The organism is Burkholderia sp. IMCC1007, assembly GCF_027257875.1.
Taxonomy (GTDB): domain Bacteria; phylum Pseudomonadota; class Gammaproteobacteria; order Burkholderiales; family Burkholderiaceae; genus Burkholderia.
The window spans coordinates 16,418-43,008 of the sequence record NZ_JAPVQY010000067.1 but is presented as its reverse complement, the minus strand read 5'-3'; the positions used below and the strand labels follow the sequence as shown (position 1 = coordinate 43,008).

Genomic DNA, 26,591 nt, shown 5'->3' with positions numbered 1-26,591 from the left:
CGCTGCGCCGCCGCAGCCGCGCAGCCGACGCCGGCGCGAGCCCCGCGGGACGGGCGCTGCGCGCCGTCGCACGGCACCGCAGGCCGCCCGGCGCGCGACACACCCTTGCGCACAAGCGCCGTCATGGCCGCCGCCACACCCCGGTAACATGCTACCGGGCCAACTCCCGGCTTCCCGGCGCCTTTCGGCGCCCGGGATTGTCAGCAAAACGTAAGCATTCCATGTCCATACAACGACTTTCCCTCTACGCACGCCGGTTCGCACTGTTCGCGCTGCTGCAGTTCGCAGCGATCGCGACCGCGTCGGCGTTTCCGACGGCCGCGTCCGCGCCGGGCGCGAGCGGTGTCGGCGCGCCCGTGCCGACCATTTCGCTGAACGACGCAATTGCGCAACTCAAGCAGATGCAGGTCCAGCAGGACCGCATCAAGCAGCAGACGTCGAACGCGAGCAACAGCAAGGAGCTCGACGGGCTCGGCGACGCGACGCAGGAACTGAGCGCCGACGTCGACAAGCTGCGCAGCGAGCTCGCGCCGCAGCGCACGCAGATCCAGGCGCAGCTCGACGTGCTCGGCCCGCCGCCGGCCCCGGGCGCATCGCCCGAAACGCCCGCCGTCGCGCAACAGCGGGCGACGCTGAACGCGCGCAAGGCACAGATCGACGCCGCGCTGAAACAGGCCGCCGACCAGAAGGCCAACCTCGCGAACCTGAACGATCAGTTCGCGAAACTGCACCGCAGCCTGCTGCGCAACCAGCTTGCATTCCGTTCGGGCAGCATCTTCGGCGCGCAGTTCTGGCTGCCGCTGTTTCATCTGTCGCCCGACGACGTCCATCGGCTCGAGGATTTCAACGATGAACTGCGCGACATGCTGCGCTCGTCGTGGCTGCCCGGGCAGCGTGCGATCACCACGCTGCTGCTGATCGCGGCGCTCGCGGCATGGCTCGGCGGCCGCCGCCTCGTCGAACGCGGGCTCGCGTGGGTCTGCCTGAACCGCCTGCCGCCCACGCGGCTGCGCCGCAGCGCGCTCGCGCTGTCGACGGCGTTCTCGACGCTGTTCGCGACCGCCGTTGCCGTGCAGATTCTCTATCTCGCGCTCGCCCGGCATTACGAGCTCACGCCGTCGATGAGCGATCTGTGGGATCAGTTCGCGAAGCTCGCAGTGACCTGCGCGCTGATCGCCGGCCTCGGCCGCGCGCTGCTCTGTACGAAGCATCCGTCGTGGCGGCTGCCGGCGCTCGCCGATCAGGTCGCGCTCGCGATGAAGCCGTTCCCCGGCGTGCTGGCCGCGCTGTTGCTGATGTCCGGCACGCTCGAATCGATCAACCGGATCGTCGACACCAGCCTGTCCGTCACGCTGCTCGGCCGCGGGATCGTGTCGCTCGTCGTCGCGCTGACCGTCGGCGCATCGCTGCTGCGCGCGAACCGCGTGCGCAGCGCGCTCGCGCAAGCCGGCGAAGCGCCTGAGCATCGCTCGACGCTTGCGGGGGTGATCCATGCCGGCGTCACGCTGGCGATCGTCGCGTCGCTGGTCGCGCTGGTGATCGGCTACATCACGGTCGCGCGCTTCATCACGTACGAACTCGTGTGGTTCGAGATCGTGCTGTGCAGCGTCTACATCCTCACGCAACTGACGCGCGACGCGAGCGAGAGCCTGTTCTCCACGAGCCTGTCGACCGGCAAGCAGATCAAGCACCTGTTCGCGCTCGACGACCGCCATCTCGACCAGGCGCACACCGTCGTGTCGGGCCTCGGCACGAGCCTGCTGATGCTGGTCGCGGCCGTCGCGCTGCTGACGGGCGGCTTCGGCACGACGCCGAGCGACCTGCTCGACAGCCTGATCGCGATGATCGGCGGGCAACGGCTGCAGAGCCTGAACATCATGCCGGACCGGATCATGAACGCCGTGATCGGGTTCGCGATCGGCTTCTACCTGCTGCGCTCGGTGCGCCGCTGGCTCGACAGCGAGTTCATGCCGGCGCTCGGCATGGACGCGGGCATGCGCGTGTCGCTCGTCACGCTGTTCACCAACGTCGGCTACGTGCTGATCGTGCTGATGACGCTCGGGCTGCTCGGCGTCAGATGGAGCAACCTCGCTTGGATCGTCAGCGCACTGTCGGTCGGTATCGGTTTCGGCCTGCAGGAGATCGTGAAGAACTTCGTGTCGGGGCTGATCCTGCTGACCGAGCGGCCGGTGAAGGTCGGCGACATGGTGAGTCTCGCGGGTGTCGAAGGCGACATTCGCCGCATCAACGTGCGCGCGACCGAGATCCAGCTGAGCGACCGCTCGACCGTGATCGTGCCGAACTCGCAACTGATCTCGCAGAACGTGCGCAACGTGACGATGGGCAACAGCACGCAGGGCGTCGCGACGCTGATGCTGACCTTCCCGCTGAACACCGATCCCGAACAGGTGCGTGACCTGCTGCTCGACGCGTATCGCGAACACCCGGCGATTCTCGAGAAACCGGCGCCATCGGTCACGTTCAGCCAGCTGACGCCGGACGGCATCACGCTGAGCGTGACGGGCTATGTGGCAAGCCCGCGGATCGCCAGCTCGACGAAGAGCGACCTGCTGTTCGAGATCCTGAAGCAGTTGCGCGCGGCGCAGATCACGCTGTCGACGCCGCAGATGCTGGTGGTGCAGAACATGCCCGCGAGCGATGACGCCACGCGACCTGAGCCGTTGAGTGAATGAGCATGCGCGTGCGTGCCGATCGACCGACGCAGCATAGGCAACACACGCAGTACGCGCAGCACCGAAAACGACAAGGGCCGGTTACCGCTTACGCGGCAACCGGCCCTTGTCATTCGATCGCTGACGCGCCCTCCCGGGCGCGCACCATCACACGTCGAACTTCACGCCCTGCGCGAGCGGCAGCTGACGGCTGTAGTTGATCGTGTTCGTCGCACGGCGCATATAAGCCTTCCACGCATCCGAACCCGACTCGCGGCCGCCGCCCGTTTCCTTCTCGCCGCCGAACGCGCCGCCGATTTCCGCGCCGCTCGTGCCGATGTTCACGTTGACGATCCCGCAATCGCTGCCCGCTGCCGACATGAACTGCTCGGCCTCGCGCATGTCGTTCGTGAAGATCGCCGACGACAGGCCTTGCGGCACCGCGTTGTGCACGTCGATCGCGTCTTCGAAGTTGTCGTAGACCATCACGTAGAGAATCGGCGCGAACGTCTCGCGCTCGACCACCGATGATTGCTTCGGCATCCGCACGATGGCAGGACGCACGTAGTACGCATCGGCGTGACCGATGTCGACGCGCTCGCCGCCCTTCACTTCGCCGCCCTGCTCGCGCGCATCGGCCAGTGCCTTCTGCATCGCGTCGAACGACGCGCGGTCGACCAGCGGGCCGACGAGCGTGCCTTCCTCGAGCGGGCTGCCAACCTTCACCGACGCATACGCCTTCTCGATGCGCGGCAGCAGTTGATCGACGATGCTGCGATGGACGATCAGGCGGCGCAGCGTCGTGCAGCGCTGGCCGGCCGTGCCGACCGCCGCGAACGTGACGGCGCGCACCACGAGGTCGAGATCGGCGCTCGGCGCGACGATCATCCCGTTGTTGCCACCGAGTTCGAGGATGCCGCGCGCGAGGCGCTGGCTCAGCACCTTCGCGACTTCCTGGCCCATCCGCACGCTGCCCGTCGCGCTGACGACCGGCACCTTCTTCGACGACGTCAGCACTTCACCGACATCGCGCATGCCGAGCACCAGCTGGCTCAGCTCTGCCGGCGCGACGCCCGGATGCGTTTTCTCGAATTCGCGGATCGCCTTCTGGAGCAGCACGTGGCACGCGATCGCGGTGAGCGGCGTCTTTTCCGACGGCTTCCACACGACCGAATCGCCGCACACGAACGCGAGCGCCGCGTTCCATGCCCACACCGCGACCGGGAAGTTGAATGCCGAGATCACGCCGCACACGCCGATCGGGTGCCACGTTTCCATCATCCGGTGGCCCGGGCGCTCGGATGCGATCGTCAGGCCGTAAAGCTGACGCGACAGACCGACCGCGAAATCGCAGATGTCGATCATTTCCTGTACTTCGCCGAGCCCTTCGGACGTGATCTTGCCGGCTTCGAGCGTGACGAGGCGGCCCAGCTCGGCCTTGTGCTCGCGCAGCACGTTGCCGAACACGCGCACCAGTTCGCCGCGCACCGGCGCCGGCACCGTGCGCCACTTGAGGAATGCCTCGTGTGCGGCGTCGATCTTGCGCTCGGCGTCGGCGGGCGAGTCGACCGCCAGCGTCGCGAGCGTCGCGCCGTCGAGCGGCGAACGCGCGGTCAGCGCATTGCCTTTCCACTGGGCGAGATCGATATCGAGCGCGGCGAGAATGTCGTTGAATTGCATCACTTCCTCTTCAGGGACAGATTGATCGGTGCGGCGGCGACGCCGCCCGCGTGATTCGATTGGAGCGCGTTCGCGCGCCGTGTGCAAGCGGATGCGCTGCTCGGCAGGCCGGTGCGCCGCGTGGCGCATCGCGCTGCGCCGCCGCCGGAAAACCGGCCGGACGGCGCGCCCTCACCTCGCAAGGCACGATCCATGAGACACATTGTCGATGGCCACAAGTCGGCCCGCTATTGATATTAACTCACGACTTCATTCCCAAAACGCAACACCCTGGGAGGACGCGCCGAGTCGTTTCGGCCCGCGCATGGGACGTATCCGAAGCTCCTTACCCGGCCATTCGCACCGGCGTCGACGGCCGCGACTTGATGACAAAGTCGCATCACCCTGTGCGGAAATATCGGTTGCCGACCCCACGCCGCGCACACACAATCGAGGCGACGTCGAGGTGCCACGCACCCGGCGCATCGACGGCCGCCGCGTGCGGCCGGACGACAGACGAAGGCGACGCGCGTCGCGGGCCGGTTGCACCGGACATTCCCGCGAAGCCCCGCCGCTGCCCGACGGCGGCGGCCGGCAACACGACGCGTCGCGTCGCGTTCGCAGCCAAAACAATCCCGGAGACAGCGCCCAGCACCCGCCATGCATTCAGATGCCCGCCCCGATTCGCCCCGTTCGTCCGGCTCGCCGCCCGCGAAGCCGTCCCTCCACCGCAGCCTGCAGGCGCGCCATCTGCGAATGATCGCGATCGGCGGCTCGATCGGCACCGGCCTGTTCGTCGCGTCCGGCGCATCGATTTCGCAGGCCGGCCCCGGCGGCGCGATGCTCGCGTACATGCTGATCGGCCTGATGGTCTACTTCCTGATGACGAGCCTCGGCGAAATGGCCGCATTCATGCCGGTATCGGGCTCGTTCGCGACCTACGGCTCGAAGTTCGTCGACGAAGGCTTCGGCTTCGCGCTCGGCTGGAACTACTGGTACAGCTGGGCCGTGACGCTCGCGGTCGAGCTCGTCGCCGCGCAGCTCGTGATGAACTACTGGTTCCCGCACGTGCCGGGCGTCTGGTGGAGCGCGATCTTTCTCACGCTGATCTTCGCGCTCAACGCGCTGTCGGTCCGCGGCTTCGGCGAGGCCGAATACTGGTTCGCGCTGATCAAGGTGCTGACGGTGCTCGCGTTCGTCGGCATCGGCCTGCTGATGATCTTCGGGATCATGCAGGGCGGCCCGAGCGCCGGCTGGGGCAACTTCACGATCGGCGACGCGCCGTTCGCGGGCGGCTGGGCGACGATGCTCGGCGTCGCGATGATCGCGGGCTTCTCGTTCCAGGGCACCGAAATGATCGGCGTCGCCGCCGGCGAATCGGAGAATCCGCGCACGACGATCCCGCGCGCGGTCAGCCAGATCTTCTGGCGCATCCTGCTGTTCTACGTGTTCGCGATCTTCGTGATCGGCGTGCTGATTCCGTACACCGACCCGAGCCTGCTGAAGAGCGACGTGACCGACATCGGCGTGAGCCCGTTCACGCTCGTGTTCCGCCACGCCGGCCTGGCCTTTGCGGCCGGCGTGATGAACGCTGTGATCCTGACGGCCGTGCTGTCGGCCGGCAACTCGGGCATGTACGCGTCCACGCGGATGCTCTACAACCTCGCGGTCGAAGGCCGCGCGCCGAAGCTGTTCGCGAAGCTGTCGCCGGGCGGCGTGCCGCGCAACGCGCTGTATGCGACGACGGCGATCGGCGGGCTGTGCTTCCTCACGTCGCTGTACGGCGACAAGACGGTGTACCTCTGGCTGCTGAACACGTCGGGCATGGCCGGCTTCATCACGTGGCTCGGCATCGCGGTCAGCCATTACCGGTTCCGCAAGGGTTTCGTGAAGCAGGGCTACCGGCTCGACCAGTTGCCGTATCGATCGAAGTGGTTCCCGTTCGGCCCGCTGTTCGCGTTCGCGTTGTGTGCGATCGTCGCGCTCGGCCAGGACTACCAGGCGTTCCTCGCGGACAAGATCGACTGGGCCGGCATCGCCGCGACCTACATCGGCCTGCCGTTCTTCGTCGTGATCTGGCTCGGCTACGCGCTGGTGCGCAAGTGCCGCCTCGTCCGCTACGAGGACATGGAGATCGCGCCGTGGATCGAGCGCAACGCGATCCGCGACACCACGGAGCAGGCCGACGCCGGGTATCCGGCCTACGTCGCCCGGCCGGCCAACCCGACGCCGGGCGCATGACGCCCGGTCGCGCGCCGGCCGCTGCCCGACCGCGGCGGCCCGCGCATTGAAAACCCCATTCGACGCGGCGCGCGCGTTCAGGCAAGATCGACGCGCGCCGCCTGTTTTTCCGCCGTTACGAGTCACCGAACACGCATGCAGAACTTCTACGAAGCCACCGTTACCCGCCAACCCTACCCGCAACTGACCGGCACGATCGACACGCAGGTCTGCATCGTCGGCGGCGGCCTCGCCGGCCTGTGCACGGCGCTCGGCCTCGTCGAGCGCGGCGTGACGGACGTCGTCGTGCTCGACGGCGAGCGGGTCGGCTTCGGCGCATCGGGCCGGAACGGCGGCTTCGTGTTCGGCGGCTACAGCCTCGACAACGCCGATCTGCTGCGCACGCTTGGCCGCGACGAAGGGCGTCGCCTGTACCGGCTCACCGTCGATGCGGTCGACCTGATCCGCACGCGCATCGCGCGCTACGGGATCGATTGCGACATCGTCGACGAGGGCGTGATGCTCGCGAACTGGTTCGACGATCCGTCGCGGCTCGACGGCGTGCGCACGCTGATGAAGCAGGAATTCAACGTCGACTGGGAACCGGTCGCGACTGACGCGCTGCGTGCGCGACTGAAAACGCAGCGCTATTACGGCGGCCTGTTCGAGCCGAACGCGTTCCACTTCCATCCGCTCAAGTACGTGCTCGGCGTCGCGGCGGCCGCGTCGCGCGGCGGCGCACGCGTGTACGAGCGCTCGGCCGCGCTCGGCATCGCGCGCGAAGGCGCCGGCTACGTCGTGCGCACCGCGCAGGGCACGGTCCGCGCGAAGGACGTCGTGTTCGCCGGCGGCGGCTATGCGCGCGGCGTGTCGCCGCGCATCGAACGCGCGGTGCTGCCGATCGCGACCTACGTGATCGCGACCGAACCGCTCGGCACGCGGCTGCCGGACGCGATCGACGCACCGTACGCGATCTACGACACGCGCTTCGCATTCGACTACTACCGTCCGCTGAAAGACACGCGGATCCTGTGGGGCGGCCGGATCTCGGTGCTCGATCGCGGCCCCGACGCGATCGCGCGCCTGCTGCGGCGCGACCTGCTGCGCGTGTATCCGCAGCTCGACGGCGTGAAGGTCGACTACGCGTGGGGCGGCCTGATGAGCTATGCGCGGCACAAGATGCCGCAGATCGGCCGCGACGCGGACGGCGTGTGGCACGCGCTCGCGTTCGGCGGCCACGGGATGGCGCCGACCACCGTCGCCGGCGAAGCGCTCGCCGCCGCGCTGGCCGGCGAGCAGCCCGTGCCGGAAGGCTTCGCCGCGTTCGGGCTCACGCGCACGTTCGGGCTTGCGGGCCTCGCCGCCGCGCAACTCACGTACACCGCGTACCAGGCGCGCGACGCGCTCGCGTCGTGCCGACGCTGAACCGCGGCGGCGGCCGAAACCGCCGGGCCGATTAGAGCGCAAGGTCGGCCGGGCGGGGATTTCCCGCATGCTAGAATGATTTCTCCATGCCGCCGCGAACCCACAACAAAGTCACATGAAAGCTGGAAGCAAGGCCGCCACGTCCGAAAGCCGCGCGCTTGCGTCCGACGCGCGGCGCAAATACGATCCCGAGCAAACCAAGCGCAACATCCTCGACGTCGCCACGCAGGAGTTTTCCGCGATGGGCCTCGCCGGTGCGCGCGTCGACGCGATCGCCGAGCGCACGAACACCACGAAGCGGATGCTCTACTACTACTTCGAAAGCAAGGAAGGCCTGTACGAGGCCGTGCTGGAGAAGGTGTACGGCGACATCCGCGCGCTCGAGCAGGAACTGCACGTCGGCGACATGGAGCCGCGCGAAGGCATGCGCCGGCTCGTCGAATTCACGTTCGACTATCACGACAAGCATCGCGACTTCGTCCGCCTCGTGTCGATCGAGAACATCCACGGCGCGAAGTATCTCGAACAGCTGAAGTCGTTCAAGAACCGCAACGTCAGCATCATCAAGACGCTCGAGGAACTGCTCGAGCGCGGCGCGGCGAGCGGCGCGTTCCGCAAGGACATCGACGCGTTCGACCTGCACCTGCTGATCAGCTCGTTCTGCTTCCACCGCGTGTCGAACCGCTACACGTTCGGCGCCGCATTCGGCCGCGATCCGTCGGCGCCGCGCCTGCGCGCGCGGCATCGCGAGACGATCGCCGACTCCGTGCTGCGCTACGTCGCCGCGTAAACCCACGGCACTATTCCATCCGAAGGTCCGCTGGCGAGCGATGAACTCGCCTTCCGGCGGCGCACGTCCCGGCACGACAGCGCACCGCGTGCAACCGGCATGAGCCGGACGCACGCTGCGCGCCCGTTCAAGCCACCCGACGCCGGACGGGCGCGGCCATCGAGTCCGCCGGCACGCTCGACGCCAGTGCGATCCGCGCCTTCTCTTCGGGACTGCCCGCCACGTAATACTTCTTCGCCCAGCTCGAATCCGCTGCGAGCGCAAGCTGCCGCGGCGCACTGGCGCCACGCCGCTTCGTTCCGATCGACAGCGCCCGCGCACGATAGTGTTCGTAAAGTCGCAGGAATTCCGCGAGATAGATCGCCGCGATTCGCGTGTCGCGGACCTCGAGCAGGTTCTCGTCGTTGTACTGCTCCGAGTTGCGGCTCATGTTCGCCGAACCCGTATAGACGATCGGATTCGCGCCTTCCGCATCGATCACGATGAACTTGTGATGGATCACGACCGGCGGATAGACCGGCGCCGGTTCGCCCGGAAACAGGCGCAGCTCCGGTTCGAAACCGTGCGGCACCGTCGCCGGCGAAAAATACGCAGCATCGATCACGTCGCGGCGATCGCGCCGGCGATGGTACAGCTCGAGGTTCGCGAGCGTCGCCGCATCGAGGGACTGGCCGTCGTGCTGCGCGGCATCGGCCTTCGTCGCGCACGAAGGCCAGCAGCACGAGGGTCGGGGAAAGGTAGCTGCGTACGCTGACGGTCATTCGTTGCTCCTGCCGGGCCGGCCGGTAGAGATGAATGGGTCAGTGTCGACGGCGCTTCTTCCGGTGCGATGACCGTTCGATGAATCTTGTATGTCGGCGCGGCGTCAGTCGCACACGAGCAGCTCGATGCCGCGGGCCGTCAGCGCGCGCCGCACGGCCTTGTCCGGCATGCGTTCGGTGACCAGATAGCGCGCGGCCGACGTACCGTTGATCCGCACCGGCGTCACGCGGCCGAACTTCGAATGGTCGGCGACGATGATCGCCGTGCCGGCGGCCGCGATCATCCGGCTGCGCACTTCGGCGGCGAGCCGCGAATAGTCGGTGCAGTCGCCGTCGGCCGTGATGCCGCCCGCGCCGACGAACGCGAAGTCGACATGGTATTGCGCGAGCTGCTGGATCGTATCGAGCCCGAACGTCGCATCTTCGTCGTCGGACAGTTCGCCGCCGAGCAGCGTCACGCGATTGCCGTTGCGCCGCGCGAGCACGAACGCGGTGCGCCAGTCGTTCGTGTAGATCGACAGCCGGTGGCGGTCGGCCAGCGCGAGCGCGACCGCATGCGGCGTGCTGCCGGAGTCGATCAGCACCGATGCGTCGTCGGGCACGAATTCGGCCGCGCGCCGGCCGATGGTGCGCTTCGCTTCGGCGTTCGCCGCTTCGCGCTCGGACAGGCTCGGCTCGCGGCGGTCCGCCGCCAGCGCGCCGCCGTGCGTCATCACGAGCAGGCCGCGCGCCGCGAGCGCGTTCAGGTCGCGCCGCACCGTCTCGCGCGACACGTCGAGCGAACGCACGAGTTCGGCGACCGACAGCGCGCCCGACCGTCCAAGCTCCGACAGGATGTATTGATGACGTTGTTCCGCCAGCATCGCAATGCGCCCGGGGCGACTGGTAATGGGTAAGCCGATCATTGTATTACGGCCGTTTGACCGTCATTTGACGGCAGCGCGACGCGCGAGCGCGTGCCGCGAAAGTGAAATTGTGTATTGCCTGAGGCGCGCGAATCTGTGCGGCATGCGATTGCTACACTCGGTGTTTCGCTGAACGACAGACCATCAAGGAACTCGCGCAATGTATCGCAAAGGCAGTGTGCTCGAAATCCAGTTTTCGCCCGAACGACTCAACGACGGCGCCGGCGATCCGTACTGGATCGACCTGACGCTCGACGAGGCGCGCCGATTGTACGAACAGCTCGCCGCGCGCTTCGCGACCGACGCGCGCGCGAACCAGCCGCTCGACACGTTCTCGCTCGACTGATCTTCCCGACGTTTTGAAGTCGTGCGCGCACATGTGCGCATGTGCGCGTGCCCGTTGCGGCCCGTTCACCCGGCTCCGGCCGTTCGATGACGCGCGGTCCGCGTGCAGTCGTGCCGCGCGCCGGCGCGACGCCTATACGGCTGCCGGCCGCAGCACTTGCAGTCCTCGACGATCGCCTTCGCCGCCATTCCGCGCGCTGTGGCGACCCAGCGTGCAAACGCGAGCGAGCGCAGAATCCGACAAGACCGCAACCTCGCTTCGCCCGATACTGGCCCCGACTTAACGCCTTCGCCGCCGCTCCGCTACGGTGTGGCGACCAAGCGTGCAAACGCCAGCGAGTGCAGAATTCGACAAGACGGCTCCCTCGCTTCGCCCGATACTGGCCGACTTCACGATTTGTCCGGCCGCGTCGCGGCTCGCCCTGAATGCTTACCTCGCTCGTCGCCGCGGCCTTCGTCGCGCTGTGGTCCACCGGCTTCATCGTCGCGCGGGCCATCAAGCCTTACGCCGATCCGAACCTGTTCCTGCTTGCGCGCTTCGCGGGCACGGCCGTGCTGTTCGGCGTGGTGGCGTTGGTCGCGCGCGCGCCGTGGCCGGCCCGCCGCGAATGGCCGCGTCACCTGATCGCGGGCGCACTGCTGCAAGGCGTCTATCTCGGCGCCAGCTACTGGGCCGTCGCGCAAGGGCTGAACGCCGGCGTGATGGCGCTGCTCGGCGCACTGCAACCGCTCGCCACCGCCGTGCTCGCGGTGCCGCTGTTCGACGAGCGGCTGCCCGCGCGCGGCTGGCTCGGAATGGCACTCGGGCTCGCGGGCGTCGCACTCGTGCTCGCGCCGAAGGTCGCGGGCGGCGTCGCGCCGCCGGGCGCCGCGCCGGCGTGGTTCGTCGTGGCCGTGTCGGTGCTGTCGGTTGGCTCCATCACTGCAGGCTCGCTGTACCAGAAGGGCAAGCTCGCGCAGAACGACCTGCGCACGGCCGTCGCCGTGCAGAATTTCGGCGCGGCGATCGTCGCGGCGATTTTCGTCGCGCTGCTGCACGAATCGCGCTGGATCGGCGCGCCGGCGCTGTGGATATCGCTCGTGTGGGGCATCGTGTTTTTGTCCGGCGGCGCGGTCACGATGCTGATGTGGATGCTGCGCCGCGGTAACGCGGCGCACGCGACGTCGTTGCTGTTTCTCGCGCCGCCGCTCGCCGCGCTGCAGGGTTATCTGCTGTTCGGCGAAACGCTCGCGGCCGTCCAGCTCGCGGGGTTCGCGCTCGCGCTGGTGGGCGTCGTGCTGGCGCGGGGTTGACGGGGGCGCGGGGCTGATGCGGGCGCGAGCGTCGACGGCATCGGCCGCGCACGAATCGGCCGCGCACGCATCGAAGCGACGCCTCGAAACGACGCATCCGGACGCCCGCTCCAGTGCGCCCGATCACGGGCTGCACCATCACGATGCACCGCGTCTCGCCGATGCAACGCGCGGCGGCCCGATCGCACGCCCAGCGCGGCGCCGGGCCGCGATTGCGCTTATGATGGGCGCCTTGCATTTCGTTCCGGAACTTCCCTCATGACATCCGCCGATTACGCCAGCCGCCAACGCGCGATCATTGCCGAACTGAACGTCGCCCCGCACTTCGACGCCGAGGCCGAAATCGCCCGCCGCGTCGATTTCCTCGCGCAGTACCTTCGTTCGACCGGCCTGCGGACCTACGTGCTCGGCATCAGCGGCGGCGTCGATTCATCGACGGCCGGCCGGCTGGCGCAGCTCGCGGTCGAACAGCTGCGCGCCGGCGGCTACGATGCGCGCTTCATCGCGATGCGCTTGCCGAACGGCGTGCAGAACGATGAAGAGGATGCGCAGCGCGCGCTCGCGTTCGTGCGCGCGGACGAAGTACTGACCGTCGACGTGAAGCCGGCCGCCGATGCGATGCTCCGTTCGCTGGTCGCGTCCGGCCACGCGTTCGAAAACCCGGCGCAGCAGGATTTCGTGCACGGCAACATCAAGGCGCGCGAGCGCATGATCGCGCAGTACGCGGTGGCCGGCGCGCGGCGCGGCATCGTGATCGGCACCGATCACGCGGCCGAATCGCTGATGGGTTTCTTCACGAAGTTCGGCGACGGCGGCGCGGACATTCTGCCGCTCGCAGGCCTGAGCAAGCGTCGTGTGCGCGGGGTCGCACGCGCGCTCGGCGGCGACGAGCTGATCGTGATGAAGGTGCCGACGGCCGACCTCGAGGAGCTGCGCCCGCTGCGTCCCGACGAGCATGCGTACGGCGTGACCTACGACGAGATCGACGATTTCCTCGAAGGCAAGCCGGTCGCCGATCGCGTCTACGAAACGGTGCTGCGCTTCTACGATGGCTCGCGCCACAAGCGCGCACTGCCGTACACGATGTTCGACTGGCCGACCGCATAAGCTGCACGCATATGCCGGCCGCATAAGCCGGCCGCATAAGCCAACTGCATAGCCAACCGCACAAGCCGGCCGCCCCGCGGCAGACCCACCGCCGCGCGCAGCGTCCCGGCTGCGCGCGGCACATCGGCGCCGGGCGACGCTATGCGTGCCCGCCCGTCTTCTTCGCCTGCAACGCGCGAATCCGCATCCGCGCGCCCGTATCGCTGACCGTCGCGTCGTACATCGTCGCGAGATCGCGCTTGAGCGCGGTGCGCGAGCCTGCGTCGAGATACACCATGTGCCCCGACGGATAGAAACGCGCGGACAGGTTCTGCCGCACCTTCTGATCCTCGAGCGGCATCTGCTGCAGGTCGATCACGGTCTGGTAGAACGGCGTGACGAAATCATAGAAGCCGTTCGCCGACAGCACCTTCAGGTCGACGTTCAGCGCCATCACCGCCGCAAGATCGCCGGCCGTATAGAGGATCACGTTCCCCTTCGCATCGATGCCCTGCTGCGCGCCGGTCGGGTCGATGTGGCTGAAATCCCAGTTCTGGAATGCCTGGTCGTTCAGGTCGGTGAACGCGGAGTTCGACGTGAACTTCAGCTGCTCGTTCAGGTAGCTGTTCCACATCGCCGTGTAGACGCCCGTGACCGCCGTCATCGTCGGATCGTTGCCGCCCGAGTTCGGATCGATCTTGCCGGCGATGCCCGACGAGATCCCCGTCACGCGGCCGTCGTACGAGCCGAGCGCGAGCCCCTGCGCGTGCAGCAGCGTCGTCAGGAACAGCGAATTGCCGCGCGCATCGTAGCCGGCGATGTCGAGCCCCCACGACTGCAGCGTCGCCGTGTCGATGCCCGTGTACTCCGACAGCTTCTGCACGACGGCCGGGTCGGCATGCGGCACGTTGCGCAGCGCGTTCAGATAGTCGGTGCGCGCGAACTGCGCGACTTCCTCGACGAACGTGCCGAGATTCGCCGGCGCCGGCTTGACGCCGAGTTTCTTGTGATACCACGCGTCGGCGGCCGCGGTCGGCAACGCGCCGACCGGATTGCCGGCCTGCCGGTAGTCGAGGATCGACGACTGCAGCGTGACGCCGTTCAGGTCGACGCCATCCTCGTGCAGCTTGTACGCGAGCACACAGCTGCGCGCGGTGCCGTACGACTCGCCGAACAGGTATTTCGGTGAATTCCAGCGGTTGTTCTTCGTCAGGTAGCGCTTGATGAACTGCTTCAGCGAATCCGCATCCTGGTCGACGCCCCAGAAATTGCGGTTCTTGTTCGGCGCGACGGCCGCCGAGTAGCCGGTGCCGACCGGGTTGATGAAGACCAGGTCGCTGTGGTCGATCATGCTGTCGGGGTTGTCTTCGATCTGGTACGGCGCGGGCGGCGTGAACCCCGGCATCGACGTCTTGATCCGCTTCGGCGCGAACGAGCCGAGCAGCACGAACACCGACGACGAACCGGGCCCGCCGTTATAGAAGAACGTCACGGGCCGCGTTTCTTCCTTCGCGCCGTCGGCCGTGAACGCGACGTAGAAGATCTTCGCGGCCGGCTGCGAACTGCTCGGATCGACGGTCACGAGGTGGCCGGCGGTCGCCGTATAGGCAATGCGCTTCCCGTCGATCAGGATCGTGTGGTGCGTGATCGCGGCCGCTTCGGTCGTGTCGGTTACCGAGTCGTCGGGGCCGTTGCCGTATGCAACGGGATCGAAGAACGGCTGGTCGCGACCGAGGCTCAGCGCGACCGGACTGACGGCCGCCGGCACGCCATGCGAATTGAGGTCGCCGTGATGCAGCGGATACACGCCGCCGGAAGATGCGGAATCGATGCCCATCGTGCTGCTCCTGGAGGTGAAAAAAGACGCGGGCAGGGAACCCGCGTCGAAAGGAAATGCAGGTGCCGGCGCGTCAGCTCGACGGCTTGCGCGCGAGGAGCGCGGCGAGCTTCGCGCCGTCCGGGCTGCCGAGGCCCGTGCACGCATCCCAGCCGGCCGCGGCCGCATACGTGCCGTTCGAGCCTTTCGTGATGTCGCGCAGCGCGCCCGGATTCTTGTACAGCACCGGATTGACCCAGCCGACCGATGCGCCGGCCGCCGCGTTGATCCGCGCGATCAGCGCGGCCCACAGCGGCGCGACCGCGCTCGTGCCGCCCATCACCGCGGGCGTGCCGGCGATCGACACCTCGTAGCCGGTTTGCGGCGATGCATCGCCGGCAACGTCCGGCACGCCGCGCTTGGCGAGCGGCGTGCTGCTGCCGTCGGCGCGCGTCACGGTGAGCCCCTTCTGCCACGTCGGCAGGTCGAACATCGTGCTGATGCCCCCGCCGCCCGCGCCGCCGCCGGCCGCCTCGTCGTTCCACGTGACCTCGCTGCGAATGCCCTGCCCCGGCAGCGCATCGAGCTGCGTGCCGCCGCAGCCGAGCACGTATGGGCTCGACGCCGGGAAATCGACGTGATCGGTGCCGTCCTGCAACCCGTCGCCCGCGCCGCTGTCGCCCGACGCCGCGCACACCGTGATCCCCTGTGCGGCGGCCGCCTGCAGCACGCGGTCGAACGCCTGCGCGGACTGCGCCTGCCAGATCGCTTCCGGGCCGCCCCAGCTGATCGAGATCACGGAAGGCTGGTGGGTCTTGTCGTTGACGGCCGCGTTCACGGCCTGGATGAAGCCCGCGTCGCTGTTCGGCGCGAAGTAGACCGCGATCTTCGCGGCCGGCGCGATCGCACCGGCGATCTCGATGTCGAGCGCGACTTCGCCGTCCGGGCCGTTCGGCTCGCCGGTCGGCGCATTGCGGCCGGTGCCGACGTTCACGTCGACGAGCGTCGGCGGCGTCGTGATCCCGAGCCCGCGGAAGTACTGCTGGATGTCGGCCGCGCGATAGCCGCCGCCGAGTTCGATGATCGCGATGCATTGCCCGGCGCCGTCGCCGGCCGGAAAGTCGTACAACGATGCAAGCTGGATCGGCGTGAACGTGACGGCCGCCGCGCCGTGGGCAGGCTTGAACGGCGGACGGAAACGAAAGTGCGGCCGCGCCTGCGGGCGGCTGTCGAGGCCGAGCACGGCCGTGACCGCATCGCCGATATCGTCGGGCAACACGATCGGGCCCGAGCGGCCGCGATACTGGCCGATCGAACGATGCTCGAAACGCTCGAGCTTCACGCTGAACGCGGCTTCGAACTGCTGGATCGTGCCGGACAGCACGACGACGCTTTCGACCGGATCGACGCGATCGACCGTCAGCTGATGACGGCGTGCGAAGTCCTCGGTCTTGCGAATGTCGTCGGGGCTCGCGGAGAAACGCTGCGCGAATGCGTCGCGCGACACCGGTTTGGCGCGGGCGTCGCCGGCAGCGAGCTGGTGGACCAATGCATCGAGTTGCCCTTCTTCCTGCCGCCGCAACATGATCGTGACGTGGATGCGTTGTGCCGGATCGCACTGGCCGAGACACTTCGACTCGGCGACGATGCGGGGTTCACGGTCGGCTTGAAGATGTCTTGCCATGTTCAGACCCTCCTTGGTACCGCGTTGCACGGAACAGCCAGGAAATCGGACATGGCCGGCGGCACACGGTTCCGCTCGGTCAGTCGGTTCGCAGCAGCGCGAAGTTCAAGGAAGTTTAGAACAGTCAGACGATTTTCGCGTGTGCGCCGCCGCGACGAACAAGCGTGCAAAGGCCGGCATTGCGCGCGGCCTCGGGTCGTTGATGCACCGCAGCGTGCGTGCCGGTCGAGCGGCACGGCAGCGATGCCGGGATGCGGTTCGATCGGCCGGTCAGTCCATCGACAGGCGCAGCGCGAAGCCGATCAGCGCCGCCGAGAACGTCCAGCGCTGTACGGTTTGCGCGAGCGGATGCGCGCGCATCCACGCCGCGATGCGCGACGCGCCGAACACGCATGCGACGTCGAAACACACGCCGGCCGCGACGAGCAGCGCGCCGAGTTCGAACATCTGCCACACCACCGGCCCGGCTTCGGGACGCACGAACTGCGGCAGCAGCACCGAGCAGAACAGCAGCGCCTTCGGGTTCAGCAGGTTCGTCAGCAGCCCCTTGACGAACGATTGCCGCAGTTCGCCCGCGGCGGCGGCCTCGCCGTCGCCGAGCGCGAACACCGGCGAGCGGAACACCTGGATCGCGACGTACGCGAGATAGAGCGCGCCGCCGTAACGGATCACTTCGTACAGCCACGGCGCACTGCGAATCAGCGCCGCGACGCCGCACGCGGACAGCGTCACGTGCGCGGTGCGCGACAGCGACAGGCCGGCTGCCGCCGCCATGCCCGGACGCACGCCGCGACCGATGCTGGTCTGCAGCACGAGCGCCATGTCGGGCCCCGGTACCGCATAGATGGCCGCCAGCGCGGCGAGATAAATCAACAGCAAATGCGTGGAAATCATGGTCTGCCCCCGTCCTCCAATGACGATATGTTGCCGCTGAGGGACGAGGGATTATTGGCCATTTTGGACACCGAACTCGCGATCGACAGAGGAATCCTCCACAATCATGTGGTTCCAACAAGGATTCCGCCAAAATGACCGAACTCGATAAAACCGATCGCGCGATCCTCGCTGCGGTGCAGCGCGACGGCCGCGTGCCGATCGCGCGTCTCGCCGACGCCGTCGGCCTGTCCGAGACGCCTTGCGCGCGTCGCCTGAAGCGTCTCGAAAGCGACGGTTATATCGAGCGCTACCGCGCGCAGTTGTCGCGCCAGGCGCTCGGCTTCGGCGTCGTCGCGTTCGTGCTCGTGCGTTTCGCGACGCACGACCGCAAGGTCGCCGACCGGTTCGAACGGGAAGTGCTCGGCATCGAGCGGATCCTCGCATGCCACAACGTCGCAGGCACGGCCGACTATCTGCTGCAGGTGGTCGCGCGCGATCTCGACGACTACGGCACGTTCCTGCGCGAATCGCTGCGAATGCTGCCGGGCGTGACGTCGATCGAATCGGCGCTGTCGTTGCGGGAAGTGAAGCACGACGCGGGATTGCCGGTGCCGTAACCCTGGCGGCAGGCCGCGCCCGTGTGACGCGGGTTCACGTTGCCGGCCGCGCCGGCATCATGCGGCGCGTCACACCACGTCGGGAGACTGATGCGCGCGCTCGAGATCCTCGAGAAACGCTTCGACGACCGGGTCGCCGCGCCCGTTGCGCGCCACGACCATGTGGAACGTGACGTCGTAGCGCAACTGCTCCGGGTTGAGCGGCATGAGCAGCCCCTGCGCGACGTACGGCGCCGCGAAATGCTGCGGCAGGTAGCCGAGATGATGGCCCGACAGGATCAGCAGCGCGACGGCTTCCATGTTGTCGGCGGTCGCGGTCACGCGATCGGGCGTCGTCGACATCTGCGCCTCCGGCAGCGGATACGAGCGCCACGCCCATTCGAAGCCGGCGACGTCGGCCGGCGTCAGCGCGCCCGCGCCGTCGAACAGCGGATGGCCGCGGCCGCAGTACGCGACCTGCCGCTCGATGAACAGCGGCGTGTAGTGCAGCGACGGCACGCGATGCCAGAAGTAACCCACCGCGATCTGGATCTCGTCGCTCAGCAGCTTTTCCTCGAGATCGCCCGGCGCGCGCACCGAGATCGAGAAGCGCACGGCTTCGTCGCGCGTGCGGAACGCGGCGATCGCCTCGGCGATCCGCGCGTTCTGGCTGACCGGCGTATGGCCGATCAGGCCGATGTTCAGCGTGCCGACCAGCTGGCGGTCCATGTGCCGCGCCGCCATCCCGAATTCGTCGAGCGCCGCGAGCAGCTTGCGGCTCATCGCGTGGAACCGCTCGCCCTTCGGCGTGAGGCGGAAACCGCTGCGGCCGCGCTCGCAGAGCCGGTAGCCGAGCCGCGTCTCGAGCGACGACAGCTGCGCGCTGATCGTCGACTGGCCGACGTTCAGCACCGACTGCGCGGCCGATACGCCGCCCGCGTCCGTGACCGCGAGAAACACGCGGATCAACCGCAGATCGAGCGTCGACAGATTCCCCAGCACGTTCATCCCCTTCCATACATCGATGAAAATCGATGTTTACGTCGATATCTTCGCATTCTTCTTTCCGGCCGGACGCGTAAAACTATGCGCCAGGCCGCGTCGAATGATACGGCAACCCCACATCGGAAGAGACAGCCCCATGAACGACCACCCCTATTTCCAGCCGCTCGGCGGCAATGAAATGCCGCGCTGCGGCGGCATCGCGACGATGATGCGCCTGCCGCACGTGTCGAGCGCCGAAGGCCTCGACGCATGTTTCGTCGGCGTGCCGTTCGACCTCGGCACCTCCAACCGCACCGGTGCGCGCTTCGGCCCGCGCCAGATCCGCACCGAATCCGTGCTGCTGCGCCCTTACAACATGGCCACCCGCGCCGCGCCGTTCGATTCGCTGCAGATCGCCGACATCGGCGACGTCGCGATCAATCCGTACAACCTGCACGATTCGATCGCCCGCATCGAAGCCGCGTACGACGCGATCCTCGAACACGACTGCAAGCCGATCACGCTCGGCGGCGACCATACGATCGCGCTGCCCATCCTGCGCGCGATCCACCGCAAGCACGGCAAGGTTGCATTGATCCACGTCGATGCACACGCCGACGTGAACGACACGATGATGGGCGAAAAAATCGCGCACGGCACGCCGTTCCGCCGCGCGGTCGAGGAAGGGCTGCTGCACGGCGACAAGGTCACGCAGATCGGCCTGCGCGGCACCGGCTATGCGGCCGAGGATTTCGACTGGTGCCGCGAGCAGGGCTTCCGCGTCGTCCAGGCCGAGGAATGCTGGAACAAGTCGCTCGCGCCGCTGATGGAAGAAGTGCGCGCGCGCATCGGCGATACGCCCGTCTACATCACGTTCGACATCGACGGTATCGACCCGGCGTATGCGCCCGGCACCGGCACGCCGGAAATCGCGGGCCTCACGGTGCCGCAGGCGCTCGAGATCATCCGCGGCGCGAAGGGGCTGAACATCGTCGGCTGCGATCTCGTCGAAGTCGCGCCGCCGTACGACCCGTTCGGCACCACGGCGCTGCTCGGCGCGAACCTCGCGTACGAGCTGCTGTGCGTGCTGCCGGGCGTCGCGTACCGCGACTGATCCCGGCGCCGTCACTATTCCAAAATCAGAGGATTCCAGAGGAGCACACGACGAGATGGGGACTTCCGTCAAGCAACCGAAGCGGGCGGCGCTCGCTTCGTTCGTCGGCACCACGATCGAGTGGTACGACTTCTATAGTTATGCGACCGCCGCCGCCATCGTGTTCGGGCCGCTGTTCTTTCCCGGCGAAAACCGCTTCATCAGCCTGCTCGCGTCGTTCGGCTCGTTCGCGGTCGGCTTCTTCGCGCGGCCGCTCGGCGGCGTGATGTTCGGCTATCTCGGCGACCGCTTCGGCCGCAAGCGTTCGCTGCTCGCGACGCTGATGCTGATGGCCGTGTCGACGGTCGCGATCGGCCTGCTGCCCACGCATGCGCAAGCCGGCGTGATCGCTCCGATCCTGCTGGTGCTGATGCGCGTGCTGCAAGGCATCGCGGTCGGCGGCGAATGGGGCGGTGCGGTGCTGCTCGCCGGCGAGCATGCGCCCGAAGGCAAGCGCACGTTCTTCGCGTCGTTCGCGCAGCTGGGCAGCGCGAGCGGCCTGATCCTGTCGATGCTCGCGTTCGGCGCGATCAGCACGCTGTCGAAGGACGACATGATGAGCTGGGGCTGGCGCGTGCCGTTCCTCGCGAGTTCCGTACTGCTGATCGTCGGCTTCGTGATCCGCGCAAGCGTGTCGGAATCGCCCGAGTTCGAGGAAGTCAAAAAGAGCGGCAACATCGCGCAAAAACCGCTGCGCGAAGCGCTCAAGGTCTGGCCGCTGCTGCTGCTCGCGATCGGCGCGAACGTGTACGGGATCGCCGGCGTGTATTTCAGCAACATCTTCATGATCAGCTACGCGACGCAGTTCCTGTCGCTCGACCGGTCGATGGTGCTGCATTGCATGACGATCGTCGCGGTGCTGCAGTTCGTCGTGCAGCTCGCGGCCGCGTTCCTCGCGCAGCGCTTCGGCACCACGCGCGTGCTGCTGATCACCGGCGCCTGGGCGATGATCGTCCCGTTCGTGATGCTGCCGCTCGTGCACCTGGGCACGCCGGTGTCGATCACGGTCGGCGTCGGCCTCGCGACGCTCGCGGAATCGGGCTACTACTCGGTCGTCGCGGGCTTCGTCAGCGGCATCTTCGTCGCACGGATCCGCTATACGGCGATCTCGATCGCGTATCAGGTGTGCGGTGCGCTCGCCGGCGGCCTCACGCCGCTCGTCGCGACCATCGTCGCGCAGAACACCGCGCCGCAATGGTGGCCGCTCGCGCTCCAGTACACGAGCGCTGCCGTGCTGTCGTCGCTGTGCGTGTGGCTGATCTCGCGCCGCGTCAGCATCGACGATGCGGGTGCGCCCGGCAAGGCGCGCGACGCGCTGCCGCGCGGCGCACGCACCGCGTAAGACCCCGCAACGGGCAGGCGCGTCGCCTGCCCGTTTTTTTGCGCTGTCCGGCGGCGCGCAGCACGCGCCGCCACCCCGATATACATTGTCCGCCGCGACGGTCCCGCGGCGGGCAGGCGCGCGCGGTCGCCTCGACGAACCGCGCGCGACCCCATCGAGACAAACCGACATGAACCACCCCAACACCCTCGAGCTCGGCCGCGCCGAACCGGCCGGCCTGGCGATCGAGCATCACTCGATCGACTACATCCCCGAACACGAACGCCACGCGAAGCTCGCGAGCCAGGGGCCGTTCTGGTTCCTCGGCAACTTCCATTTCTTCACGATCTCGATCGGCTTCGTCGGGCCCGGCATGGGGCTGTCGGCGGGCTGGACGACGCTCGCCGGCGCGCTCGGCATCATGTTCGGCACGATCTTCATGGCGTTCCACGGCTCGCAGGGGCCGGAGATGGGACTCCCGCAGATGATCCAGTCGCGCGCGCAGTTCGGCTATCGCGGCGTGATCGTCGCATTGCTCGCGACGCTGTTCGTGTTCGTCGGCTTCAACGTCGTCAACGTGTCGCTGATGGTCGACGGCGTGCACAACGTGTTCGGCATCGACGGCGGCTTCGTCGCGGTCGCGGCCGTTGCGATCGGCGCGCTGCTCGCGATCTACGGGCACGACCTGATGCACCGGACTTTCACGTGGGCGCTGATCGCGACGCTGCCGCTCTATGCGCTCGTCACGCTCGCGCTCGCGTTCGGGCATGCGGCGCCCGCGCAGGCCGGCGCCGCGTCGGCGGCCGCTCCGGGTTTCAACTGGATCGGATTCGCGACGCAGTTCGCGATCGCCGCCAGCTACAACATCTCGTATGCGCCGTACGTGTCCGACTACTCCCGCTACCTGCCGAAGCACACGAGCCGCACGAAGCTGATCGCGGTGATCTTCGCCGGCGCGTCGTTGTCGGGCACGTGGATGATCGGGCTCGGCGCGTGGCTCGCGCAGAAGCTGCATGCGGCCGACGCGCTGGTCGCGATGAACGACGTCGGCTCGGCGCTCGTGCCGGGCCTCGGCAAGCTGATCGCGATCGTGTCGCTGGTCGGCTTCCTGCCGATCATCGCGCTCAACGCGTACAGCGCGATGCTCACCGTGCTCACCGGCATCGATTCCATCGTGCCGATCCGGCCGACACGCCGCGCGCGCGTCGCATCGATCGTCGCCATCAGCACCTTCGTGCTCGCCTGCGTGTTCGCGATCCGCGGCAACGGCATCGCGCTGCTGCAGACCTTCCTGACGCTGATGCTCTACTTCCTCGTGCCGTGGACCGCCGTGAACCTGGTCGACTATTTCTTCGTGCGGCGCGGCCGCTATGCGATCACGCACTTCTTCACGCCGGACGGCCTGTACGGCGCGTGGCAGTTGCGCGGCATCCTGTCGTACCTGATCGGCTTCGCGGCGATGGTGCCGTTCTTCTACGTGTTCGATGCGGAAGCGAACCGCGAGGTGTTCGTCGGGCCGGTCGCGCGGATGCTCGGCGGCGTCGACATCGCGTGGCTCGTCGGGCTGGCGGTCGCGGGCGGCGTCTACCGGCTCCTGTCGCGCTCGCTCGACCTCGATGACGAACGACGCGTGATCGCGGCAACCCCCGCGCCCGACGCGCCGGCCGCCACGGCAGCGCTGGGAGACGCACGATGAGCACGATGAACGGCCCGCGCCTTCGCGTCGTCCAGTCGGCATTGCGCGACGGCGACGTCGCCGGCAATCTCGCGAAAGCGCTCGCGATCATCGCCGCCGCGCGCGGCGCGGCCGACCTCGTCGTGTTCTCCGAAACGTACGTCAGCGGCTTCCCGACGCCCGACGATGTCGGACGGCTGGCCGAGCCGCTCGACGGGCCGTCCGTCACCGCGGTGCGCGCTGCCGCGCGCGATGCGGCGGTCGCCGTCGCGTTCGGCTTCGCGGAACGCGACGGCTCGCGCTTCTTCAATACCGCGCTGCTGATCGATGCGAACGGCGACGTGCTGTTGCGCTACCGGAAGACGCATCTGTACGAATCCGATCTCGGCGTGTTCGAGGCCGGCGACGCGTTTCCGGTCTGCGCGTGGCGCGGAATGCAGGTCGGGCTGCTGATCTGCTTCGATCTCGAGTTTCCGGAAACGGCGCGCGCGCTCGCGCATGCCGGCGCCGAACTGGTCGTGATCCTCGACGGGATGATGAACCCGTACGGCAACGTGCATCGCCAGATGATCCCGGTGCGCGCGCTGGAAAACCAGCTCTACGTCGCAATGGCGAACCGCGTCGGCGCCGGCGACCGCTACACGTTCAGCGGCACGAGCGTCGTCGCCGCGCCCGACGGCACGTGTATCGCGGTCGCGCCCGGCGATCGGGAAGCACTGCTCGATGTCGTGCTCGATCCCGCGGCAGTCCATGACGCGCGGGCGACGTTCCGCTACGTCGACCTCGCCGCGGTGCCGCTCGGCACGGTGACGCGGCCGGATTGACGATCGGCGCAAACGCCCCGGCGCCTCGCGAAGCACCGGGGCATGCTGGTCGCGCGGCGCTCGCGCGATCAACGCGACCGCGTCACTGCACCCGGCTGCGCAGCGTCTTCGCGGCGGCGACCATGTTCGTCAGCGCCGGAATCACTTCCGCCCACTGACGCGTCTTCAGCCCGCAGTCCGGGTTCACCCACAGACGTTCCGCCGGAATCCGCTCGGCCGCCTTCTTCATCAGCGCGACGATGTGATCCTGCGTCGGGATGTTCGGCGAATGGATGTCGTACACGCCCGGCCCGATTTCGTTCGGATACTTGAAGGTGTCGAACGCATCGAGCAACTCCATGTCCGAACGCGACGTCTCGATCGTGATCACGTCCGCGTCCATGTCGGCGATCGACGCGATGATGTCGTTGAACTCCGAATAGCACATATGCGTGTGGATCTGCGTATCGTCCTGCACGCCGTTCGCGGTGATGCGGAACGACTCGACCGCCCACTTCAGATACTCGGCCCATTGCGCGCGGCGCAGCGGCAACCCTTCGCGCAGCGCGGCCTCGTCGATCTGAATCACGCGCACGCCGGCCTTCTCGAGATCGAGCACCTCGTCGCGAATCGCCAGTGCGAGCTGGTAGCACGACACCGAGCGCGGCTGGTCGTCGCGCACGAACGACCAGTTCAGGATCGTCACCGGGCCGGTCAGCATGCCCTTCATCGGCTTGTCCGTCAGCGACTGCGCATAGGCGATCCATTCGACCGTCATCGCGTTCGGGCGGCTGATGTCGCCGAACAGGATCGGCGGCTTCACGCAGCGCGAACCGTACGACTGCACCCAGCCGAACTGGCTGAACGCGTAGCCGTCGAGCTGCTCGCCGAAGTATTCGACCATGTCGTTGCGTTCCGCTTCGCCGTGCACGAGCACGTCGAGTTCGAGCGATTCCTGTTCGCGCACGCTGCGCTCGATCTCGGCCTGCATCGCCGCGCGATAGCCAGCTTCGTCCAGCGCGCCCGCCTTGAACCGGCTGCGCGCCTGGCGGATTTCGGCAGTCTGCGGGAACGAGCCGATCGTCGTCGTCGGGAACGCCGGCAGGTTCAGCCGTGCCGACTGCTTCGATGCACGCTGCGCATAGGGGCTCGCGCGGTTGCCGAGCTGCGCGTCGATGCGCGCGATCGCGGCCTTCACTGCCGGGTTGTTCACGCGCGGCGACCGGCGCCGCGAATCGATCGCGGCGGCATTCGCGGCGAGCGCGTCGGCCACCTTGTCGCGACCTTCGTTCAGCGCGGTCGCGAGCACCTTCAGCTCGTCGAGCTTCTGCAGCGCGAACGCGAGCCACGAGCGGATTTCCGCATCGAGCTTCGCTTCGCTCGCGAGATCGACCGGCACGTGCAGCAGCGAGCACGACGGCGCGAGCCACAGCCGATCGCCCAATTGCTTCGCGAGCGGCTCGAGCCAGTCGAGCGCTGCATTCAGGTCGGTCTTCCAGATGTTGCGGCCGTTGATCGCGCCCACCGACAGCACGCGCCCGGCCGGCAGTTCGCGCACCAGCGCGTCGATTTCGTCGCGTGCGTTGATTGCGTCGATATGCAGGCCGTCGACCGGCAGCGACGCCGCGAGCGTCAGGTTGTCCTGAAGCTGGCCGAAGTAGGTGGCGAGCAGCAGCTTGATGCGGCGCGTTTCCAGCGCCGCATACGCGGTGCGGAATGCCTGACGCCATTCGGCATCGAGCTCGGTGACGAGAATCGGCTCGTCGATCTGCACCCATTCGACGCCCTGCGCGGTGAACGTGTCGAGCAGCGCGCCGTACACCGGCAGCAGCTTCGGCAGGAGCGCGAGGCGATCGGAATCGTCCTTCGCCTTGCCGAGCCACAGGTACGTGACGGGGCCGAGAATCACCGGCTTCGCATTCACGCCCTGCGCATTCGCTTCGGCGAGTTGCTGCAGCAGACGCGACGGATCGAGCGAGAAGTTCGTGTCCGCATGGAACTCCGGCACGATGTAGTGATAGTTCGTGTCGAACCACTTCGTCATTTCACCGGCCGCGACCCCGCCGCAGCACGCCGTATGTTCTTCCGCCGACTGCGCCGAACGGCCGCGCGCGACGCGGAAAGAGTTGTCGAGCGCATCGCCGTGGAAATCCTGCACGCGCTTCGGCAGGTTGCCGAGCGTGAAGCTCATGTCGAGCACCTGGTCGTAGAACGCGAAGTCGCCGATCGGCGCGAGATCGAGATCGCGCTGGTCGTGCCAGTGGCGCCGCCGCAGCTCGGCGCCGAGCGCCTTCAGTTCGTCGCGCGACGATTCGCCTTTCCAGTAGCGTTCGAGACCGAACTTGAGTTCGCGCTTCGCGCCGATGCGCGGAAAACCGAGGTTGTGTGTCGTGACCATGAAGCTGCCGTCCAGAGAAGAATTGAAGATCCGGCAGTCATCATAGGGATTTCATCTCATGAAATAAAATGGCATTATTTCATTCAACCATTAAATTTGTTCATGTATCTGTTGGGGTAAGCGATAGCC

19 protein-coding genes and 1 pseudogene are annotated in these 26,591 nt (G+C 67.5%); 12 read left to right on the top strand and 8 right to left on the bottom strand.

The window, feature by feature from the left end; genetic code table 11:
- Nucleotides 1-221: 221 nt before the first annotated feature.
- Entirely contained in the window at nucleotides 222-2,693 is a 2,472-nt protein-coding gene (locus O1Q03_RS34755) for a DUF3772 domain-containing protein (protein WP_269509464.1), read from the top strand.
- 147 nt (nucleotides 2,694-2,840) lie between these two features.
- On the opposite strand, the gene amaB is transcribed toward O1Q03_RS34755, so the two are convergent.
- Nucleotides 2,841-4,352 (bottom strand): L-piperidine-6-carboxylate dehydrogenase, encoded by a 1,512-nt coding sequence (gene amaB / locus O1Q03_RS34750; protein WP_269509462.1) that lies wholly within the window; start codon nucleotides 4,350-4,352, stop codon nucleotides 2,841-2,843.
- 639 nt (nucleotides 4,353-4,991) lie between these two features.
- Between amaB and O1Q03_RS34745 the strand changes: the two genes are divergently transcribed.
- The 3 genes from O1Q03_RS34745 to O1Q03_RS34735 all read left to right on the top strand — a co-directional run bounded on the left by O1Q03_RS34745 (nucleotide 4,992) and on the right by O1Q03_RS34735 (nucleotide 8,766).
- A complete protein-coding gene (locus O1Q03_RS34745) occupies nucleotides 4,992-6,572 on the top strand; it encodes an amino acid permease (protein ID WP_269509460.1) in 1,581 nt (526 codons plus the stop codon).
- A gap of 135 nt (nucleotides 6,573-6,707) precedes the next feature.
- The gene (locus O1Q03_RS34740) at nucleotides 6,708-7,976 is read left to right on the top strand and encodes an NAD(P)/FAD-dependent oxidoreductase (protein WP_269509458.1); all 1,269 of its coding nucleotides are present in this window, start codon (nucleotides 6,708-6,710) and stop codon (nucleotides 7,974-7,976) included.
- Nucleotides 7,977-8,091: 115 nt separating this feature from the next.
- The gene (locus tag O1Q03_RS34735; RefSeq protein WP_269509456.1) at nucleotides 8,092-8,766 is read left to right on the top strand and encodes a TetR family transcriptional regulator; all 675 of its coding nucleotides are present in this window, start codon (nucleotides 8,092-8,094) and stop codon (nucleotides 8,764-8,766) included.
- A gap of 127 nt (nucleotides 8,767-8,893) precedes the next feature.
- Here O1Q03_RS34735 and O1Q03_RS34730 read toward each other — a convergent pair.
- Nucleotides 8,894-9,469: pseudogene (locus tag O1Q03_RS34730) on the bottom strand (phospholipase D-like domain-containing protein); the annotation flags it as partial.
- Between the two features lie 162 nt (nucleotides 9,470-9,631).
- Nucleotides 9,632-10,390: a DeoR/GlpR family DNA-binding transcription regulator gene (locus O1Q03_RS34725; protein ID WP_098551096.1), complete on the bottom strand. Its 759-nt coding sequence runs from the start codon at nucleotides 10,388-10,390 to the stop codon at nucleotides 9,632-9,634.
- Nucleotides 10,391-10,592: 202 nt separating this feature from the next.
- On the opposite strand from O1Q03_RS34725, the gene O1Q03_RS34720 reads away from it, so the two are divergent.
- The 3 genes from O1Q03_RS34720 (at nucleotide 10,593) to nadE (ending at nucleotide 13,177) form a co-directional block, all read left to right on the top strand.
- Entirely contained in the window at nucleotides 10,593-10,778 is a 186-nt protein-coding gene (locus O1Q03_RS34720) for a hypothetical protein (RefSeq protein WP_006752380.1), read from the top strand.
- Between the two features lie 425 nt (nucleotides 10,779-11,203).
- The gene (locus tag O1Q03_RS34715) at nucleotides 11,204-12,070 is read left to right on the top strand and encodes a DMT family transporter (protein WP_269509453.1); all 867 of its coding nucleotides are present in this window, start codon (nucleotides 11,204-11,206) and stop codon (nucleotides 12,068-12,070) included.
- A gap of 258 nt (nucleotides 12,071-12,328) precedes the next feature.
- Entirely contained in the window at nucleotides 12,329-13,177 is an 849-nt protein-coding gene (nadE, locus tag O1Q03_RS34710) for an ammonia-dependent NAD(+) synthetase (RefSeq protein ID WP_269509451.1), read from the top strand.
- Nucleotides 13,178-13,316: 139 nt separating this feature from the next.
- On the opposite strand, the gene O1Q03_RS34705 is transcribed toward nadE, so the two are convergent.
- The 3 genes from O1Q03_RS34705 to O1Q03_RS34695 all read right to left on the bottom strand — a co-directional run bounded on the left by O1Q03_RS34705 (nucleotide 13,317) and on the right by O1Q03_RS34695 (nucleotide 17,550).
- Nucleotides 13,317-14,993 (bottom strand): S10 family peptidase, encoded by a 1,677-nt coding sequence (locus tag O1Q03_RS34705; protein ID WP_269509449.1) that lies wholly within the window; start codon nucleotides 14,991-14,993, stop codon nucleotides 13,317-13,319.
- Between the two features lie 73 nt (nucleotides 14,994-15,066).
- Complete coding sequence (locus O1Q03_RS34700; protein WP_269509447.1) at nucleotides 15,067-16,656, bottom strand: S53 family peptidase; 1,590 nt, start codon at nucleotides 16,654-16,656, stop codon at nucleotides 15,067-15,069.
- Nucleotides 16,657-16,926: 270 nt separating this feature from the next.
- On the bottom strand, nucleotides 16,927-17,550 hold the full coding sequence (locus O1Q03_RS34695) for a LysE family translocator (protein ID WP_269509445.1): 624 nt from the start codon (nucleotides 17,548-17,550) through the stop codon (nucleotides 16,927-16,929).
- A gap of 134 nt (nucleotides 17,551-17,684) precedes the next feature.
- Between O1Q03_RS34695 and O1Q03_RS34690 the strand changes: the two genes are divergently transcribed.
- Nucleotides 17,685-18,149: an Lrp/AsnC family transcriptional regulator gene (locus O1Q03_RS34690; protein ID WP_269509443.1), complete on the top strand. Its 465-nt coding sequence runs from the start codon at nucleotides 17,685-17,687 to the stop codon at nucleotides 18,147-18,149.
- Between the two features lie 69 nt (nucleotides 18,150-18,218).
- On the opposite strand, the gene O1Q03_RS34685 is transcribed toward O1Q03_RS34690, so the two are convergent.
- Entirely contained in the window at nucleotides 18,219-19,136 is a 918-nt protein-coding gene (locus tag O1Q03_RS34685) for a LysR family transcriptional regulator (protein WP_269509441.1), read from the bottom strand.
- A gap of 133 nt (nucleotides 19,137-19,269) precedes the next feature.
- Between O1Q03_RS34685 and speB the strand changes: the two genes are divergently transcribed.
- The 4 genes from speB (at nucleotide 19,270) to O1Q03_RS34665 (ending at nucleotide 24,085) form a co-directional block, all read left to right on the top strand.
- On the top strand, nucleotides 19,270-20,226 hold the full coding sequence (speB, locus tag O1Q03_RS34680; RefSeq protein ID WP_269509439.1) for an agmatinase: 957 nt from the start codon (nucleotides 19,270-19,272) through the stop codon (nucleotides 20,224-20,226).
- 55 nt (nucleotides 20,227-20,281) lie between these two features.
- Complete coding sequence (locus O1Q03_RS34675) at nucleotides 20,282-21,607, top strand: MFS transporter (RefSeq protein ID WP_269509437.1); 1,326 nt, start codon at nucleotides 20,282-20,284, stop codon at nucleotides 21,605-21,607.
- A 169-nt stretch (nucleotides 21,608-21,776) separates the two neighbouring features.
- Nucleotides 21,777-23,282 (top strand): purine-cytosine permease family protein, encoded by a 1,506-nt coding sequence (locus O1Q03_RS34670; RefSeq protein ID WP_269509435.1) that lies wholly within the window; start codon nucleotides 21,777-21,779, stop codon nucleotides 23,280-23,282.
- Nucleotides 23,279-24,085 carry a carbon-nitrogen hydrolase family protein gene (locus tag O1Q03_RS34665; protein ID WP_269509433.1) on the top strand — a complete coding sequence of 269 codons (807 nt, stop codon included), beginning with the start codon at nucleotides 23,279-23,281 and terminating at the stop codon, nucleotides 24,083-24,085. Before O1Q03_RS34670 ends, O1Q03_RS34665 begins: the two co-directional genes overlap by 4 nt.
- 82 nt (nucleotides 24,086-24,167) lie before the next feature.
- Here the strand turns inward: O1Q03_RS34665 and metE are convergent, their stop codons facing one another.
- Nucleotides 24,168-26,462: a 5-methyltetrahydropteroyltriglutamate--homocysteine S-methyltransferase gene (gene metE, locus O1Q03_RS34660; protein WP_269509431.1), complete on the bottom strand. Its 2,295-nt coding sequence runs from the start codon at nucleotides 26,460-26,462 to the stop codon at nucleotides 24,168-24,170.
- Nucleotides 26,463-26,591: the final 129 nt, after the last annotated feature.